General features: G+C 64.5%; 17 protein-coding genes. 9 read left to right on the top strand and 8 right to left on the bottom strand.

Going from position 1 to position 17,023, the window contains the following annotated elements; genetic code table 11:
* Window positions 1–80 precede the first annotated feature (80 nt).
* Genes APS40_RS20935 through APS40_RS25040 form a run of 3 tightly spaced genes read right to left on the bottom strand, consistent with a single transcriptional unit; the run spans window position 81 to window position 1,955 of the window.
* On the bottom strand, window positions 81–884 hold the full coding sequence (locus tag APS40_RS20935) for an HK97 family phage prohead protease (protein ID WP_055048884.1): 804 nt from the start codon (window positions 882–884) through the stop codon (window positions 81–83).
* Complete coding sequence (locus APS40_RS20940) at window positions 877–1,482, bottom strand: hypothetical protein (protein WP_055048885.1); 606 nt, start codon at window positions 1,480–1,482, stop codon at window positions 877–879. Before APS40_RS20940 ends, APS40_RS20935 begins: the two co-directional genes overlap by 8 nt.
* Entirely contained in the window at window positions 1,479–1,955 is a 477-nt protein-coding gene (locus APS40_RS25040) for a hypothetical protein (RefSeq protein ID WP_156343030.1), read from the bottom strand. Before APS40_RS25040 ends, APS40_RS20940 begins: the two co-directional genes overlap by 4 nt.
* 4,992 nt (window positions 1,956–6,947) lie before the next feature.
* Between APS40_RS25040 and APS40_RS20975 the strand changes: the two genes are divergently transcribed.
* Entirely contained in the window at window positions 6,948–7,229 is a 282-nt protein-coding gene (locus tag APS40_RS20975; protein WP_055048892.1) for a GIY-YIG nuclease family protein, read from the top strand.
* Between the two features lie 89 nt (window positions 7,230–7,318).
* On the opposite strand, the gene APS40_RS20980 is transcribed toward APS40_RS20975, so the two are convergent.
* From APS40_RS20980 to APS40_RS20995, 4 genes are all read right to left on the bottom strand, one after another.
* A complete protein-coding gene (locus APS40_RS20980) occupies window positions 7,319–7,753 on the bottom strand; it encodes a DMT family transporter (protein WP_055048893.1) in 435 nt (144 codons plus the stop codon).
* Window positions 7,750–8,217, bottom strand: coding sequence for a DMT family transporter (locus APS40_RS20985; RefSeq protein ID WP_055048894.1), 468 nt, complete (start codon window positions 8,215–8,217; stop codon window positions 7,750–7,752). Before APS40_RS20985 ends, APS40_RS20980 begins: the two co-directional genes overlap by 4 nt.
* A gap of 79 nt (window positions 8,218–8,296) precedes the next feature.
* On the bottom strand, window positions 8,297–9,175 hold the full coding sequence (locus APS40_RS20990; RefSeq protein WP_055048895.1) for an alpha/beta fold hydrolase: 879 nt from the start codon (window positions 9,173–9,175) through the stop codon (window positions 8,297–8,299).
* A gap of 67 nt (window positions 9,176–9,242) precedes the next feature.
* Entirely contained in the window at window positions 9,243–9,791 is a 549-nt protein-coding gene (locus APS40_RS20995) for a dihydrofolate reductase family protein (protein ID WP_055048896.1), read from the bottom strand.
* An 82-nt stretch (window positions 9,792–9,873) separates the two neighbouring features.
* Between APS40_RS20995 and APS40_RS21000 the strand changes: the two genes are divergently transcribed.
* The 4 genes from APS40_RS21000 to APS40_RS21015 are packed head-to-tail and all read left to right on the top strand — an operon-like array spanning window position 9,874 to window position 13,110.
* Entirely contained in the window at window positions 9,874–10,524 is a 651-nt protein-coding gene (locus APS40_RS21000) for a 5-oxoprolinase subunit B family protein (protein WP_055048897.1), read from the top strand.
* Complete coding sequence (locus APS40_RS21005) at window positions 10,521–11,411, top strand: biotin-dependent carboxyltransferase family protein (RefSeq protein WP_055048898.1); 891 nt, start codon at window positions 10,521–10,523, stop codon at window positions 11,409–11,411. The genes APS40_RS21000 and APS40_RS21005 overlap by 4 nt, the downstream gene beginning before the upstream one ends.
* Window positions 11,408–12,151 (top strand): LamB/YcsF family protein, encoded by a 744-nt coding sequence (locus APS40_RS21010; protein ID WP_197279379.1) that lies wholly within the window; start codon window positions 11,408–11,410, stop codon window positions 12,149–12,151. Before APS40_RS21005 ends, APS40_RS21010 begins: the two co-directional genes overlap by 4 nt.
* Window positions 12,152–12,207: 56 nt before the next feature.
* Window positions 12,208–13,110: a bifunctional methylenetetrahydrofolate dehydrogenase/methenyltetrahydrofolate cyclohydrolase gene (locus tag APS40_RS21015; RefSeq protein ID WP_055048899.1), complete on the top strand. Its 903-nt coding sequence runs from the start codon at window positions 12,208–12,210 to the stop codon at window positions 13,108–13,110.
* Between the two features lie 197 nt (window positions 13,111–13,307).
* On the opposite strand, the gene APS40_RS21020 is transcribed toward APS40_RS21015, so the two are convergent.
* A complete protein-coding gene (locus tag APS40_RS21020; protein ID WP_055048900.1) occupies window positions 13,308–13,658 on the bottom strand; it encodes an MmcQ/YjbR family DNA-binding protein in 351 nt (116 codons plus the stop codon).
* A 120-nt stretch (window positions 13,659–13,778) separates the two neighbouring features.
* Between APS40_RS21020 and mgtE the strand changes: the two genes are divergently transcribed.
* From mgtE to APS40_RS21040, 4 genes are all read left to right on the top strand, one after another.
* The gene (mgtE, locus tag APS40_RS21025; protein ID WP_055048901.1) at window positions 13,779–15,197 is read left to right on the top strand and encodes a magnesium transporter; all 1,419 of its coding nucleotides are present in this window, start codon (window positions 13,779–13,781) and stop codon (window positions 15,195–15,197) included.
* A gap of 356 nt (window positions 15,198–15,553) precedes the next feature.
* Window positions 15,554–16,231, top strand: coding sequence for a glutathione S-transferase family protein (locus APS40_RS21030; protein ID WP_055048902.1), 678 nt, complete (start codon window positions 15,554–15,556; stop codon window positions 16,229–16,231).
* Window positions 16,228–16,659 carry a DUF1489 family protein gene (locus tag APS40_RS21035; protein ID WP_236884151.1) on the top strand — a complete coding sequence of 144 codons (432 nt, stop codon included), beginning with the start codon at window positions 16,228–16,230 and terminating at the stop codon, window positions 16,657–16,659. Before APS40_RS21030 ends, APS40_RS21035 begins: the two co-directional genes overlap by 4 nt.
* On the top strand, window positions 16,659–17,006 hold the full coding sequence (locus APS40_RS21040) for a DUF4180 domain-containing protein (protein ID WP_055048904.1): 348 nt from the start codon (window positions 16,659–16,661) through the stop codon (window positions 17,004–17,006). The genes APS40_RS21035 and APS40_RS21040 overlap by 1 nt, the downstream gene beginning before the upstream one ends.
* Window positions 17,007–17,023: the final 17 nt, after the last annotated feature.

Genomic DNA, 17,023 nt, shown 5'->3' on the forward strand with positions numbered 1-17,023 from the left:
ACCTCCAGCAATCGAGCTTGGCGCACGATCCGCAGAGGCCGGGCCATCTCGACGCCACTCCTCTGCTGATGCGCAGCCACCTACCAGAGCGCCGAGTGCGCCAGCGCCCATTCCTGCAGCGAGGCTGTAACTTCAGTCTGATGCCTGTTGGAAGCGGCTAGAGACCACTCGCCCATTGTGTCTGCGTCGCCCTCGATCTCCCGCTCGAGGCGCCGGACTCTGGCCGAGAGTCGTTCGAGCCTGGCGGAACTGGCAGCCAGGCGATCAAAGCGGAAGCCGGGGCTATCCAGTGTATCCCTTAGCTCGGCCATTTCGTTATCTAGATCGACCACGGAGGCGAAGGCTGCAGCGCATGCACCGGACTTCACCAAGCTGATCTCGGTGAGCTTCGCTTTTGTAATCACGAAAATGTCGCCGTCTTCGTCCTGGTCGGTGAAGCCGTAGATGTCATCAAGGCCGACTGACACGGCATCCCGGCCTCCGCTCGCCACTAGTGCGCTCAATACCAAGCCATTGTCGGGGGTGAGGGGAAAACGGAACGCCACGCCGTAGGACGATGATGCCAACGTGAGCCCGCTGCCGGTCGAGCCGTGCAAATTCTGGTCGTCATGGTCCACCAGGAGACGCACCGCGGCAATATCCAGGGCGCCAGCCTGCAGTCTAAAGCGAAGCCCAGAGGCCCCTTTAACCGTTGGGACGAACGGCACCCCATAGAGAGCGGCAAGACCCTGCAGTGCCGGCCGGGCAATCTCGCTCCCGTCCTGCGCCACAAGCGCGTTAACAAGGCGACCTTGGGGGCGCCCGCCAAACCCGCCGCCCATGCGCGCATAAGCGGTGTGGCTGGCGCCATAAGGGCGCTCAACGTGGATGGGTAAGTTACGCATACTGCAGTTCCAGGGGGATTTCGGAATTCTTGATTACGCCGGCGGCCGCGAACTCGCGCAGCGTATAGGCCAGGCTCGAGTGCGGATCCTTGTGGCCGCCGAGGATGGACGGAAAAAGCTGGTTCCAATTGCCGGAGCTAAAACCAGCGTCCTCGAAGAGTTCGACAAACTGGCGTAGCGCAAAGTTAGCGCTGTGAGCCTGAATCAGGGCATGCGCGACCGCGGCCGCTCGCTTCTGGTACTCGCTCGCCATCGCCTCTTGGGCGGCAACTGAGGCCTTGCGATAAGCGGCATGTATGTCATTGCCAAGCAAGGCGATAGCCGCATCCAGGTCGGCAAGCTCCCGGTTGACGTCTCGTAACCTGTCCTTCGTAGGAACCAGGGAGGGCGGTGCGTCCTGCCCTAGCAAGTGCGCAACTCGCGTTCGCGCCGCCTGCTCGGGTGGGGTATCGAGCGAGACGACGGGGGCGTCACGCAGTTCTTCGATCAGCCGTTGCCGCTGTTCGTGAAGAGGGGTCGATCTCTCGGAAAGGGCTGCTTCTTTCGCGCGCAGGGAGACCAGTTCAGGGGCGAGTTGGGTGGGATCTGGGAATCTCAATTGATTGTTCCGGTGGTTGTGCAGTCGGCGCGGCGAATTAGCTCGCGCAAAACGGCTGCGGGGATTTCGCAATGCCGGCGTACGGCGGTCGCGCTGGGTTGGCGGCCGAACACTTCTTCCGAGCCGTCGGCGCGGCGGACGGTCGCGAAGGCGCCGCCGAGGTCGACCGTGGCAGTCACATGCCGACGGTGCTCGAAGGCATGCGCCAAGGCGCTACCGAAGGTGCGGTCGGCGTTGCGTAGGTGAAGCACGACCGCTGTTGCTTCGGCCAATGATCGCAGCGGAGCGTCGAGCACCGCGGCGATTGTGAGTGCCGCAAACTGATTTGGTCGCAATCGACGCTTCGATGCGCCGACCGCAGTCGGCAGTACCCCAGCCTGCTGCAGCTGCCTGGCCGCATGTGTAACGCGACCCACGCGAACGCCGGTCGCCATTGAAATGGCCAGTATCGACGCGTGCAGGGTTGGTCGCATGGGGTGACTCCTCGAATGGGTCGCGGCGGAGCGCACGGCGGCGCCACCACTATGGCCGTGCGCTACACGCCGCACCGCCTTCCGGCGGTTTGCGAAAATCGCGAACTAAGGGATGAGAAAAGCCGCACCCAGCGCACGAGCAGGCGCCAAGGTGCGGCTCTAGCGCTCGCCTTTGCCAAACGAGCGCGAGAAGGTGCCGCTGCGGAGCACCCTCAACCTATAATGGGCGGCAACATCGTGTTTCCGGGCTATGCAGCCAAAAATTCTTGCAAGGCTTCGGCGGCCGCGACCCACTTCCGCTTGCCCGACTTGTGGTCATTGCTGCCGACCAAGTCGCCCATGCTGCAGGCGGTCATGGCCGACTCCAGAACCGCATAGTGCGCAGGATAACGAATTCGAAACTGCTCGAGTGCCAGGCGGTCCACTAGCGCGGCATCGCCAACATAACTCTCGGGGTCTGGCCGGCGAGTGTGTGTCCGGTTGCGCGCGCCGTCTCGGCGAGAACCGCGCCCCGCAACCATGCCGACGAAGAGATTCTCCGGGTCTGGCTCCCACGGCAAACCTGCCAGCGGGCAACGATCAATCGGAGGCAGTCCGCACGCGGCGCGAGCCTCATCGAGAGGAACGTTGCCGCGGACATGGGAGAACTGCCCCCAGTCGATTGGATCGGCCGGTTTCCGACGTGACATCACCCTTTTCGGTCGAGCCGGCGGCACCGCGCGAAGCTTGACGCAGAACCAATCGAGCCGGGCCCTGTCCGCCGTTACCGCCGACTTTGCCTCGGACTTCCGCACGCGGCCCGCGTCTTGGGTAACGCGATCACCCCAAACGTGGGTTATCGCCCCGGCCGGGATGACGTAGGAACGCGGTTCAAGTTCGCCGTCGTCTCCCCGTACGAACTGAAGGGCGCGCCGGGATGTAGCCGCAAACCGTATGGCTCCCGCATCGAACGCGCCCAGTAGATCCTCGGCCCTCATGGGGGCGGGGTTGACGTCGACCACTGACGCGTGCCGGCAGTTGTCGTTTGCCGCGGATCCTCGAGGCAGTTCGTCTGTCTCCATGGCCGCTAGAAACGAGGCGATGGTTTTCAGGTAAGGCTCGAGGTCAGCGTGTCTACGCGTCGTGGCAAAGTTGGCGGTCATGGTGATTTCCCAGGCGGAGTGCAGCTTAAGGAAAGCGAACCGCGATACACCTACATGCGGCAAGTCAGCGTCGCCGATCGGTTGTCGCTATTTTGTTCATATCTCTATCTCTGTGGAGAACGAACAAGGAACACGACAGAGGCGCCAAGATGCGCTAGAGTACGAATCGTTCGGTCGGAGGCGCGGGTATTTGCGCTCATCCAGGGAGGGCCGGGCACGCAACGTGCCTTCATGCTGTCCCGTGTCCAGAAAGGACCACCCGAATGAAAACCCTAATGTTCAGACTTACAGGTCACAACCTGCCGTCCTACCCCGATCGCTGGGCCGGCCTTACGTCGACGCTTTCCCACATCACATCGTCGATCTGGGATGAGCCGACCAGTGGGGCCGTGTTCATCGCACCCGGCGACGCCAGGTCGAACCATGACCAGCTCCGCATAGGTGCGGGGCTGCTCGACGATGATCTGTTAGTGGTAATCGACCACGCCGCGAAGACGTACTGCGGATCCGGCGGCGAGCAGCGAGCTATGTTGCAGTTCCTCGCGAAGAGCCAAGGCTATCATGAGCTCGGCAGCCAAGCCGCGATTATCCGGGCTTTGATGGCAAGGCCGGCTGCGCCGCAGGGCAACACTCTGATGGATCTCGGCCGGCGATACGGCCTAGGCAACACACTCACGCTGGGCCAGTAAACCTAGCGAGTTAGGCAGAGGCGGCTGTTGCCGCCTCGCCGTCGTTGTCGTTGGCCGGCGCTGGCAGATACCACCGGCCAGCAACCAGCACCTCGCGCCCTTCGAGCTTGTCGCTGTCGTCGCCTGCCTTCAAGCCCGTGGCCGACAACAGCGCGTCGACCTCTGCCGCTTCCCATGTCTGGTGTCGCATATACCGAACTATCGGTGCTCCGCCGGTTACCGGTTGCAGGGTGAGGCTCAGCACGCTTCCTTCATCGCCGTCGCTCACCGTCGCTGATACAATGCGGCAGTGCTGGGGAGCAGCCTCGGCCTCGGGTGAAGGGGTAGGCTCCGGCCGCGCGGGTTTCGCGGATGCGGGTACTTGCCAAGACGGCGGGTCCTCCAGATAGCATTCCCGCTTCAACCACGTATGCAACTGCTTTCGGTACCTGGCGGGCGTTCCCTGCGCTTCGTAGTGCTCGTGCCAGCGGGTCGCTGCAGCGACGATCTCGTCAAGGATCTTAGTTACGTCACTCAGGCCGGCGAAGGTGGCTTTGGCCTGCGCCCTCTTTGTTCGAACGCCGTAGGCTTCCCAAACCCTTTCAAACCCCACGGCATCCACCTCCGCCCCGCCAGGGGCGCGGGGTGGTGCAGACGTGGGGGACTCCAAAGGAGACTCACTCAACGTCTGCGCACCCGTAGGTGCGAGACGTAAGTGAGGGGGGGTGACATAGGAGTCACCCCTTTTGGCTGAATCGGTGCCTTCTATGTCAGGGAAAGTGACGGATGGCGTGACCGCGATGTCACCCATATTCTGGGTCGTTTCCGTGACACCAATGTCACCTAAAACTAGGTGGAAAGAGGGGAGGTACACGCTACCGCGGCCGCGAACACCCTTGCTGAGAACTTGGACGTAACCGAGCTCTGCGAGGCGCTGCAGCGACCGAATGACCTGCCGACCACTGAGATGCGCTTGCTCGGCGAGCAGTTCGTGCGTCGCCCAGGCATTTCCCTTCGACTTCTTGAAACGCTTGATGAGGCGACCGAGGATTCCTAAGTCGCCTCGGCTAAGCCGATGGTCGACTGTCGCCATAACCAACAAGTTCAGCTGCGGTACCGGATCGCCAGGTGCTGACTTAGGCTGCTTCTCAGTCGTGGTCGACGCCATGGGCAAATCGCCCTCCGGTAAGAGCTCGCACCGCGGCGTCAGTGATCTGCGCCGCAAGTCCTTTGTCGATGTCTGCAACGCACAGACCCCGCATCTTGGGCGGGTATATTCGGTACTCGCCGGCCATATTGCGCTTGAGGATCATGCGTTTCAGCCGGACTCCGCCGATTTGAGCGTCGACGTGCGCGACAACGCCGCCGGCGGTCGACGGATCGACCACCGGATCAATTCTTACGATCCGCATCGCGGACTCCTTGTGGGATGGTGGGGTAGGGGGGGCTAGGCGGCCTTCGGCCTTGCCTTGATACGGGCCTGTAGCCAAGCGTCGAACTCGTCGCGGACGAAGGCTATACGTCGCTCGCCGAGCTCTACCGGCTGCGGGAAGTCTCCAGCCGCACGCAGGATGTTTACCGCGGTGCGACTGACAGTCAGGGTGGCGCAAATCTCGTTGAGGGAGATCAGCGCAGGGCGGAAGTTATCGTTCGATGCATTCACGGTTTCTGCCTCCAAAATCAGTGAAGGCAACAAGCGAACCGCGATACACCTACATGCGTAAATATGCGTTCAGTGGGTTATGAATAAAAAACTCGCTACTCCGGGGAGCAGAAGGCCGCCCAGTCATTCATGAGCGATCGTCTCTTTGCGAGGGCGTCTTTTCTCCTGTAGGCAGCCTCAACACCCTGCACAACATGAGCCAAGGCTTGCTCGGCAACCTCTCTCGGATGCTGTGTTTCGTCGCCGGCCCAATCTCGAAACGAACTTCGCAACCCGTGCAGCGTAGCGGACTTGTCCGGCGATGCCCGACGTAAGGCCTTGACCATGGCTGTGTCGGATACGGGTCGCCCATCCCTTTCACCACTGAAGACATACGAACCCATGGAGCGTTCTTTCATCGCTCGGACGATGTCGACCGCTCGTCGTGAGAGAGGAACCCGGTGCTCACGCTGCATTTTCATCCGTTCCGGGGGCACGGTCCAGATGGCCTTCTCAAGATCAAACTCGGACCAGGTAGCGCAGCCGGCCTCTCCACTGCGTGCCGCAGTCAGAACAAGAAACTCCACCGCCCTGGCCGAGACGCCGGTCGACGCTCTGAGGCCGGTGCATATGGCTGGAACGTGGTGGTAGTCGGCGGCGTGGTGGTGCCCGCGCTGCAGATCCTTGCGTGCTGGAAGCAACTTGTCGAGCAGCCCCCGCCACTGAGCCGGGTTACCCGCCGAGCGCAGCCCTCGAGCGCGTGCATAGTCGATGACCGCAGCGATTCTTGCGCGCAGTCGATCCGCCGTTTCCTGGCGTTCGGTCCAGTGCGGGGTAAGGCAAGACACGACATCGTCGACAGACACATCCGCGACAGGCATTCCATGAAGCGGCTTGGCGTAGTCTCGCAGCGTCATTTCCCATTGATGTAAATGCTTGGCGTTGCGCAGTTGGGACGCCTTCAAGAGCAACAAGTCCTCTACGCATTCCCCGAACGTTTTTGGCATTGCGGAGGGCGCTTTAGTCGCCCGTGGGTCCTCGCCACGCGCCAGTTGCTGGCGGATCGCTTCGGCTTTCTCTCTGGCCAAGGCGAGCGAGACCGGGGCCGTGCCGCGGCCGTAGCCGCCCAAGCCGAGCTCTACCCTCGCGCTGCCACGACGATAGATGAAAATCCAGTTCTTGGACCCGCTGCGCTGGACACGCAGCCACAAGCCGTCGCCGTCGCCATAAACGCCAGCCTCGGCGAGGGACTTGCAGCGCGCTTCAGTGAGTTTGTTCCTGGCCATTTCGCGCTAACGGCTATCATAACCGTCACAACGACTATAGTGATTTCTGATGTCACCGCAGGCATTTGAGCGATCAGAAGACGCAGAAAACGGCGGATCGGCGGGCTCCCTACCCGCCACCCTGCGCCCTGTGGGCTTCGGGTGGCAGGCCACCCGGAGACCACAGGGCGCAGGGTGATCTCCCGAAGCTGCGCAGCAGCGCAGGGAGACATGGTCTTCCGGAGCTGAACCGCGGCAGACGGAGGCAGTGTTCGATGTGGTACGTCTACTTCCTTCAACTGAGGAATGGCGATATCTACGTCGGCTCAACCAACGACCTGAGGCGGCGCTTCGCCTCGCATCAGGCCGGTCAGGTCGATTCAACACTCGCTCACATCCCTGCCGTGCTGAAATCCTACGTCGCGGTGGAGACCGAGGAGCATGCGCGCGAGCTTGAGCGCTATTTCAAGTCGGGCTCTGGCAAAGCGATAGCCCTCCGGCGATTAGTCAAAAGGGACGTTGTACAGGTTGACGCTCGCGCTGAAGGCGCTGGCTGACAGGCCACGTTCGGCGCGCGCCGTCCGGGTTGCCGCCACGGGCGTTGCTCTCAGGCCGGACGATTGTCGCGATGCGACTGCGGGGGGCGTCAGTTCGCTGGCCCGCGCTGGCGCTGCGCGACCAATACACCGGCGACGATCAACACGATGCCACCAAGCGCCGTCAGCGACACCGGTTTGCCGGTCAGCACCCAATCGAGCGCCACGCCGCCCAGCACCTGGCCGGCGATGATCAGCATGGTGGAGCGAGTGGCGCCGATCTGGCCGATGATCCAGCTGCTCAGCGCCACGAACACCACGCCGACCGGCCCGCCGAAATAGATGTACCAAGGGCCCGAGAAGGCGCCGTCACGCAGGAGGCCGCCGATCACCAGGCCGATCGCCGTCAGCAGCACGAAGCCGACCAGGTGGTTGCAGAACGAAGCGAACAGCGCCGAAGTCGAGACCGCGAGCCGGCCGTTCAACTGGCGGCTGACCCCGACCAGTCCGCCGGCGACGAAGGCAAGCACCACCGCTTCGATCATAGGCTCCCCCAGATCACGAGTGCGCTGCCGGCGACGATCAGGGCGAGCGCCACGGCGTCGCCCAGTCGCAAGCGTCGCCTGGCAATGCCGAACAGCCCCCAGCGATCCGCGGCGAGGCTGAAGACGATCTGGCCCGCGAGGCCGAGCGCCAGCGTGCCGGAAAGCGCCAACGACGAGTTCACCGCCGTCGAGGTCATGATCACCGTCACCGCCCCGGCAAAGCCGCCGAGATAAGCCCATAGCGGAATGGCCGCACGCGGCGCGCCGCTGCGCTGGATCGCCTTCCACCACAGCGGAATCACCAGCAGAGCCGCGACTGTCCCGGTGCCGTGCGCCATCCACGACGAGAACAGCGCGCCGCCCTGTCGGGCCAGTTCGCCATTGAGGTGGACCATGAGCGAGAGCAGCGCCCCCGCTGCGAGCGCAGCGAGGTTGGCGGCGAGATCAATACGGCGAGCTGGCATCTGCGACTACGTTGGGAGGTGGGCCGGAGCAAGTGAGGGAGGGCGGGCCACATCGTCAAGATGCTCGTGCCGATGAGGCCTATGCGTCTTCGGCAGGGGCGACTCGCTCGAGGAAGCGGCGAACGATGTCGACGACCTCGTCGAGATGGGTTTCGAGCAGCCAGTGGCCGCCATCCAGCAGGTGCAGTTCGGCATCGGGGAGGTCGCGCAGATAGGCGCGCGCCGAAATCTCAGGCATGTACTCGTCGTGCGGTCCCCAAACGATCAGCGTAGGAGGACGATGTGTCTTGAGATAGTGCCGATGCTGCGGAAACCAGGCGCGGTTCTGCTTAAGGCCGGCGAGGAGGTTCGTCGCGATCTGCTTGCGCTGTGGCGTCATCAGCGTCCAGTGCAGCTCCCAGAGGTCTGGAGGCAGGCGATCGATGATGCCTGCCGGCGTTCCGTTCTCGAACTCCTGCCTGAAGGTGGCCTTGTTGATGGCCTTGGCCAACGCCTCGCGCATCTCTTCCGGTGGCAGGTCCCACGTCCGTTCGATCTCGGCGTATTTCGGGCCCAGCGCGTCTTCATAAGGCACGTCGGCATTCTGCAGGATCATCGCGAGGATCCGCTCGGGCGCCTTGATCGCCAGGCGGGCGCCGATCGGCGAGCCGAAGTCATGCAGGTAGAGCACGAACCGGCGGAGACCCAGTGTTTCGACGAACCGGTCGAGGAACTCGGCATAGCCGTCGAAACTGTAGTCGAAATCGACAGGATCGCTGCTGTAGCCCGCACCGGGGAAATCCGGTGCGATCAGCCGCCACCGGTCGGCCAGCCGGGTCATCAGGTTGCGGAACTCATAAGACGAGCAGGGATACCCGTGAGGCAGCAGGATGACCGGCGCGTCGGGCGGTCCGGCTTCGCGAAAGAACGTGTCGATCGGGCCGACAGCTACTCTTCGGTGTCTCACCTGACCGTGCATCGGAGCCTCCTTTCGAGAGGATACTCCGGGCTGAACGCCTCGAGCGGCTCAATGTTTCACAGAAGGGCTAGGGCCGGACCCATTGCGTCTGCAGTACGCCGCGATCGATCAGTTCCATGTCGCGCGCTTCGAGGCCCGCGCCGGGCAGCACGAGCCTCGGGTGGCCCTTGCTGAAGCAGGCAATGCCATCGGGCAGTTCCAGCTCGCGCACCTCCGAGAGCACAAAGCGATCGTACAGCGGCAGGAACAGGTCGAACGTGCCGGTGCCGCCGGTGACAGCGACGGTGCCTTGCTCGATGCCGAGCCGGGCGAGAACGTCCGCGATGCCGATCCCGGCAGGATTCCACAACTGTGTGAGGGAATCGCCGGGATCGCGCTCGAACGCCTGCACGGAACGGGTCAGCACTAGGCGCCTGCGGCCAGGATTGGGATGACGCTCATGACCAAGCCGGCCAAGCACCACCAGCACCGCCGCATCGAGCGCTGCCTGGAAAATGCGCCAATCGGCCTCGTTGCGCAGCGCTGGCGGCATGCTGCCGTCAGCCGCGGCAATCATGCCGTCCACCGAAACGATGGCGTGACCTTCGATGCTGACGTTGGAGCCGGGGATGGACATCGTCCGGCTCTAGCGCGAGCCGGTGGGCGCGGCAACCCGAGATTGGGGCTTTCCGTGAAGCGCCGGCATGCTAGGTCAGGGCATGCCCGATCCACACCCCACACCGCTGATCCTGCCGCTCGGCGACCGCGGTCTGCTGGTGCGGTTCGGCGACAGCCTCTCCGATACGGCCAATCGAGCGGCCATCGCCCTCGCCGGGCGCGTCGAGGCAGCCGCGCTGCCGGGGGTGGCGGAGGTGGTGCCGAACCTCATTTCGGTACTGCTCCGCTATGACCCGGCAACGCTGACATTCGATCGCCTGGCCGGCGAAATCAGGCTGCTGGTCTCGGGGCTTGAGGATGCGCCTGCGGCCGGCACGCGCCACGTCGTGCAGGTCAGCTTCGATGGCGAGGACCTCGAGGAGGTTGCGGGCCTGCTGCATGTGTCGGTGATGGAGTTCCTGGCGATGCACAATGCTGCCGCGCTGCGCGTGCTGGCGACCGGCTTCGCGCCTGGCTTCGTCTATTGCGGCATGCATCCCGAAACCTTGGTCGTGCCGCGCCGAAGCGTGGTGCGCCGGCAGGTGGCGGCGGGCACGGTGCTGTTCGCCGCGGGACAGACGGCGATCACGTCGACTCCGATCCCCACCGGCTGGCATGTGATCGGCCATACCGACTTCCGCAATTTCGACCCGGCCGCGGAGCCGCCGACAGCGGTGCGGGCCGGCGACATCCTGCAGTTCGCGGCGCCATGACCGGCATCCGCATTACCCGCGCCGGGCCTTTGGTGACGCTGCAGGACGCCGGTCGGCCCGGGTTGCTGCGGCACGGTATCAGTGCGTCCGGCCCGATGGATCGTACGGCCTTCGAGCGGGCGGGCGGCTGGCTCGGCGCCGCCGGGACGACCGGCATCGAGTTCACCACGGCGGGCCTCGGCTTGGTCGCCGAGGGCTCGGTTGCGATCGCGCTCGATGGCGGCGCCTTCGAGCTGAGCATCGATGGCGAAGCAAAGCCATGGCCGGCACGGGCGCTCCTGCAGCCCGGCGCGGTGGTTGAGATTCGACCGGGCAGCGCCGGCAACTACGGCTATCTGCGCTTCGATCGCGAAGTCGACATCGCCCCGGTGATGGGCAGCCGGGCGACCAGCTGCATTGCCGGCATCGGCGGCTTCGGCGGGCGGGCGCTGCAGGTCGGCGACGTCGTGCCGCTCGGCGCAACGCTGCCGCGCGGACGCGGCCAGCACCCAACCCCGGCGGCGGAGCGGGATGGCCCGATCAGGGTGGTCTGGGGCATTCATGCCGACCGCTTCGACGATGTCATCCGTCAGCGTTTCGTTACCGATGGGTTCGTCGTGTCGCCGCAGCTCGACCGCATGGGGGTGCGGCTTGCCGATCCGCATCGCGTGTTTGCCGCGGCCAGGATCCTGTCGCTGGTGTCGGATGCCGTGGTGCCAGGCGATATCCAGATCCTCGGCGATGGTACGCCGATCGTGCTGATGCGCGATCACCAGCCGACCGGTGGCTATCCACGGATCGCCACGGTGGTCTCGGTCGACCTCGATCGGTTCGCCCAGTTGCGGCCCGGAGCGCCTGTGCGGTTCGAGCCGGTTACAGTGGCGCATGCGGAGGGGCTGAAGCCGTGAACGAACTCGACCTCAATGCCGACCTTGGCGAAGGCATGCCCAGCGACGCAGCCCTGTTCGACATCGTCTCGTCGGCGTCGATCGCCTGCGGCGGCCATGCCGGCGACGAAACGACGATGCGGTTGGCGCTGCGGGCGGCCAGGGCCCGAGGCGTAGCTGTCGGGGCGCATCCTGGTTTTGCCGATCGCGAACATTTCGGCCGCCGCCGGCTGCTGCTGCCGCCCGAGGAACTGGACGAGCAGGTGCGCGCCCAGGTGCGCACCCTGGTCGAGTACGCCGAGGAAGAGGAAGTGCCGGTGCGCTACCTCAAGCTGCATGGGGCGCTCGCCAACATGGCGGCGGAGGAGCCGGCCGTTGCGGCGCTGTGCTTTGCTTCGGTAACCGGGCTGGTGCCGGGCCTGGCGGTGCTGGCCATCGACGACAGCGCGCAGGTCGAGGTGGCCGAGGCGCTGGGCTATCCCGTGGTGCGCGAGGCTTACGCCGACCGGGCCTATCAGCCGAACGGACTGCTGGTGCCGCGGTCCGAGCCCGGCGCGGTGCTGCACGACGCCACGGCCATTGCCGAGCGTGCGGTGCGGCTGGCGCGGGCAGGGGAGCTCGTCGCGATCGACGGCTCGGTGATCCGCTCCCGGGCCTCCTCGCTCTGCATCCATGGCGATACCGAGGAGGCGGTGGCGATCGCGCGGGCGGTGCGGCTCGCGCTCGAGGCCGAGGGGATCACCATCCGCGCTCCCTACTGAGGTTGCACGGGAAGGCGAGTTGCTCCATATCGGGCGCTCCAGCCCGAGGAGTTCCCATGACCGCCAAGATCATCGACGGAAAGACCTATGCCGAGGGCCTGCGGGGCCGGATCGCCGGCCATGTCGAGCGCCTGAAGCGCGACCACGGCATCACGCCCGGCCTGGCGGTGGTGATCGTCGGACACGATCCGGGCAGCCAGATCTATGTGAGCCAGAAGGCCAAGCAGACCGTCGAGGTCGGCATGCACTCGGAGAAATACGAGTTGCCCGAAGACGCCTCCGAGGCCGAAGTGCTGGCCCTGGTGCAGAACCTCAATGCCGACCCGGCCATTCATGGCATCCTGGTGCAACTGCCGGTGCCCAAGCAGATCGATCCCAACAAGATCATCGCGACGATCTCGCCCGACAAGGATGTCGACTGCTTCACCCCGGCCAGCGTCGGCAAGCTGCAGATCGGTCTGCCGGGACCGGTGAGCTGCACGCCGCTCGGCTGCCTGATGCTGCTGCGCGATACGCTCGGCTCGCTCGATGGGCTCAATGCGGTGATCGTCGGCCGCTCGAACCTGGTCGGCAAGCCGATGGCGCAGCTGTTGCTGCGCGAGAATTGCACGGTGACCGTGGCGCATTCGAAGACCAGGAACCTGGCCGATGTGGTCCGGCAGGCCGATATCGTGGTCGCCGCGGTCGGCCGCCCGCAGATGATCAAGGGCGACTGGATCAAGCCGGGCGCGACGGTGATCGATGTCGGCATCAACCGCATTCCGGCGCCGGAGCGGGGGGAAGGCAGGACGCGACTGCTTGGGGACGTTGACTATGCCGCGGCGGCCGAAGTTGCCGGCGCCATCACGCCGGTTCCGGGCGGGGTAGGGCCGATGACCATCGTCTGCCTGCTTGCCAACACCGTGACCACTGCCTCGCTGATCAACGGCATCGAACCGCCGAAGGACTTGACGCCGTAAGCTCTGAAGCAGGCGCGGGAGGGACCGGCGCGCCTGCCACCTCTCACCAGTCTCGCGCTTCGCGCGATCCACCCTCTCCCCGACGGGGAGAGGAACAGAGGTGATCGCCGCGCTCTCCGGATTCTTCTCCCCGTCGGGGAGAAGGTGGCGCGTAGCGCCGGATGAGGGGAAAGCCACAATCGAAGGCAGAACGGCAGTTACCGCTTCGCCGCCGCATACGCCTCGGCCAGCCGCTTCGGCGCCCGGAACCTCCAGGCATCCTCCAGCCGCAGCGACAACTCCTCGTCGCCGATCACGTCGAGCCGGACCAGGAGCCCCGGCCAGCCCTTGAAGTGGTCGGTCTGCCAGTAGATCTCGGGCGCCATCTCCATCAGCAGTTCCTTCTGCTCGAGCGGGCAATGCAGCACCATCTCCTGCGGCCCACGCACCGAGGCGAAGTTCTTGCCCCTGACCTTGAGCGACGGCGCGCCGTAGCTGGTGGACTCGCTGACTTCGGGCAGCTGCAACGCCGCGCAGATACGCAACATCCGGTCCATCTCGTGGCCCATCGCCATCTCCTTCTCGGCGAAGCAAAAAACAGCATGCGACTGGGTAGCAAGTCTGGCGCATCTCAAACCGATTGGCTACACAACGGTTTGAACCCGAAGCGCCAGCCTCCCGGGGTCTCCATGACCAATGAATCCGACATCGCGGAAATCGGGGAAGCCCGGCCCGATCCGAACGCGCTTCGCGGTCCGGACGATCACCTGAATCAGCAGTGGATCGAGCGGCTGCGCGCCCACCTGCTGGCGGGCGAAGAGCACGACGTCGCCGAGATGATGGAGCCGCTGCACGCCGCCGATGCTGGTGACGTGCTGGAGGCGCTCGAGCAGGACGAGCGCGTCGCGCTGGTCCAGATGCTCGGCGACAAGTTCGACTACCTGGCCCTGACCGAGGTCGACGATAACGTTCGTACCGACCTGATCGAGGGACTGCCGGCCGAGGACGTGGCGCGCGGCGTTGCGAGTCTCGACAACGACGACGCCGTCTACATCCTCGAGGACATGGATGCCGGGGACCGGGAGGAGATCCTTGCGCAGCTGCCGGCTTTCGAGCGGCTGAGCCTCAAGCGCAGCCTGGACTTTCCCGAGGACTCCGCCGGCCGGCGGATGCAGACCGATTTCATCGCCATCCCGCCGTTCTGGACCGTCGGCCAGACCATCGACTACCTGCGGGTGGAGAAGGATCTCCCCGACGAGTTCTTTCAGCTCTACGTCGTCGATCCCGGCTATCGGGTGCTGGGCACCATTCCGCTCGACAAGTTCCTGCGCTCCAGGCGCCAGGTCCGGATCGAGAACCTGATGAACCACGACGTCCTCACGGTGGAAGCCACCGAGGACCAGGAAGAGGCAGCGCGCGACTTCGAGCGTTACGACCTCGTCGAGATCGGCGTCGTGGATGAGAACAAGCGGCTGGTCGGCGTGCTGACCGTCGACGACATCGTCGACGTGATCCACGAGGAGGCGACCGAGGACATCAAGCTGCTCGGTGGTGTGGCCGGCGACGAAGAGCTGTCGGACAATGTGCTCTCGACCGTGCGCAGCCGCGCCCCCTGGCTGGTGGTCAACCTCATCACCGCCATGCTTGCTTCCTTCGTCATCAGCCTGTTCAACGCCACCATCGAGCAGATGGTGGCGTTGGCCGCGTTGATGCCGATCGTCGCCTCGATGGGCGGCAACGCCGGCACCCAGACCATGACCGTCACGGTGCGCGCCCTCGCCACCCGCGACCTCGATCGGGGCAGGGTGCGCCGCCTGATCCTGCGCGAGGTCACCGGCGGCTTCCTCAACGGGTGCATCTTCGCCGTGCTGATCGGCGCCGTCACCTGGCTGCGCTACGCCAGCCCGAGTCTGGGGATCGTCATCGGCCTCGCCATGATCATCAACATGATCGCCGCCGGCAGCGCTGGAATTTTGATCCCGCTGACGCTCAACAGACTGAAGGTCGACCCGGCGATCGCCTCCTCGGTGTTCGTCACCACCGTCACCGATGTGATTGGATTCTTCGCGTTTTTGGGCCTGGCCGGGCTCTGGTTCGGCCTCTTCTAGGCCGCTGTCCACAGCAATACTCGACCTATCCACTGTGGCTTTCCCGCCACTTCCCAACCACGCCCCTGCCGAGTTAACGAATCATTACTGTCGCAATTCCGTCACCATGTGTGGTTGCGGCAGCCCGAGAACGGCAAGAAGGAGCTTTGATGCGAGGCCAATCAAAGACCGAATGGTGGCGATCCGCCTTACCGACAGTGTCCTGGACACTCGTCTGTCTGGTGGCCATGTCACTGGTGTTCACTATCGTTGCCGGCGCTTAGGACGGAGCGCAACTGGACCTGAAGGTCCTTCGATAGTACAGAATTTTGGAAGGGCGCCGGGCCATTCGGCGCCCTTCCGCTTTTGAGGCTCGCATGAAGCTCATCTTTGCCAACCGCAACTACTCGAGCTGGTCGCTTCGCGCCTGGCTGGTGCTGCGCCATTTCAACATTCCGTTCGACGAAGAGCTGGTGTTGCTCAACGGCGAAGGCTGGCAGCAGAACCTGCGCAAGAAATCGCCGAGCGGCAAAGTGCCGGTGCTGGTCGACGGTGACGTGGTGTTGCCCGAAACCACAGCGATCATCGAATATCTGCACGACAAATACCCCGCCAAGGGCATCTGGCCATCCAATCGGGTCGAACGGGCTTATGCCCGGTCGGCGGCCGCCGAGATGCATGGCGGCTTCCTGGCCCTGCGCGACGCCGCGCCGATGAACCTGCGCGCTTCGCATCCCGGCAAGGTCGACATCGATATGGTGGCCGACGACCTGAAGCGCATCGAGCGCATCTGGGGCGACCTGCTGTCGAAGTCCGGCGGGCCCTATCTGTTCGGTTCGTTCAACGCAGCCGACGCGATGTACGCGCCGGTGGCGACCCGTATCCGTACTTATGAGCTGCCGGTGAGCGATCTGGCGCAGGAATATGTCGAGGCGATCTACGCCTTGCCGACGTTTCAGGAATGGCTGGCCGAGGCCCTGAAGGAGCCCTGGGTGGTCGATCAGGACGAGATCGACATCATCAACGCCAAGCGGGACGCGGCCGGCAACGCATGATGCATATGATCAAGCTCTGCGTCGGCGTAGCGACGCTGGAGGAGCTCGAGTCCTATCGCAGCGAGCGTGCTCATTGGTGGGGCGCCGACTATGGCGAGGACGTGCACGTCCATCGCACCCGTACCATGCCCAAGCGCAAGGGCGAGATGGAAGGGCAGGGCTCGATCTACTGGGTGATCTCCGGGGTGATCCGTTGCCGCCAGCCGATCCTGAGGCTGGCCGAGGCCGTCGACGAGCAGGGGCTGAAGTGTTGCGACATCATCATGGCGCCGGACATGGTGCGCACCATTCCGCGCCCCAAATCGCCGTTCCAGGGCTGGCGCTACCTTGACCCCAAGGATGCCCCCGCCGATATCGGCAAGGGCGGTTTCGAGGAGGAGGGCTCGCTCGAACTCGCCGAGGAACTGGCGAAACTGGGACTGATCTGATGCAGCAAAGCGAGATCAAGGGCGTCACCGTCGGCTTCTACGACGGGCCGGTGATCGCCGCCGAGGCGGACGTCAACGACGTCATCGGCGCGACCTACGGGCTCGGTATCGACCTCATTGCCATCCCGGCGGAGCGACTGGTGGACGATTTTTTCTGGCTCAGTAGCCGGCTCGCGGGCGCGGTGCTGCAGAAGTTCCAGCAATATGGCTTCCGTGTCGCCGTTCTCGGCGACATTTCGCGCTTCACCGCCGAGAGCCCGTCGCTGCGCGACTTCATCTACGAGAGCAACCAGCGCGGGCAGGTGATGTTTCTCGCCGATCGCGCGGCGCTCGAAGCGCGGCTTTAGGGTGACGTTGCGCGCCT

It is taken from the genome of Devosia sp. A16 (assembly GCF_001402915.1).
GTDB lineage: Bacteria > Pseudomonadota > Alphaproteobacteria > Rhizobiales > Devosiaceae > Devosia_A.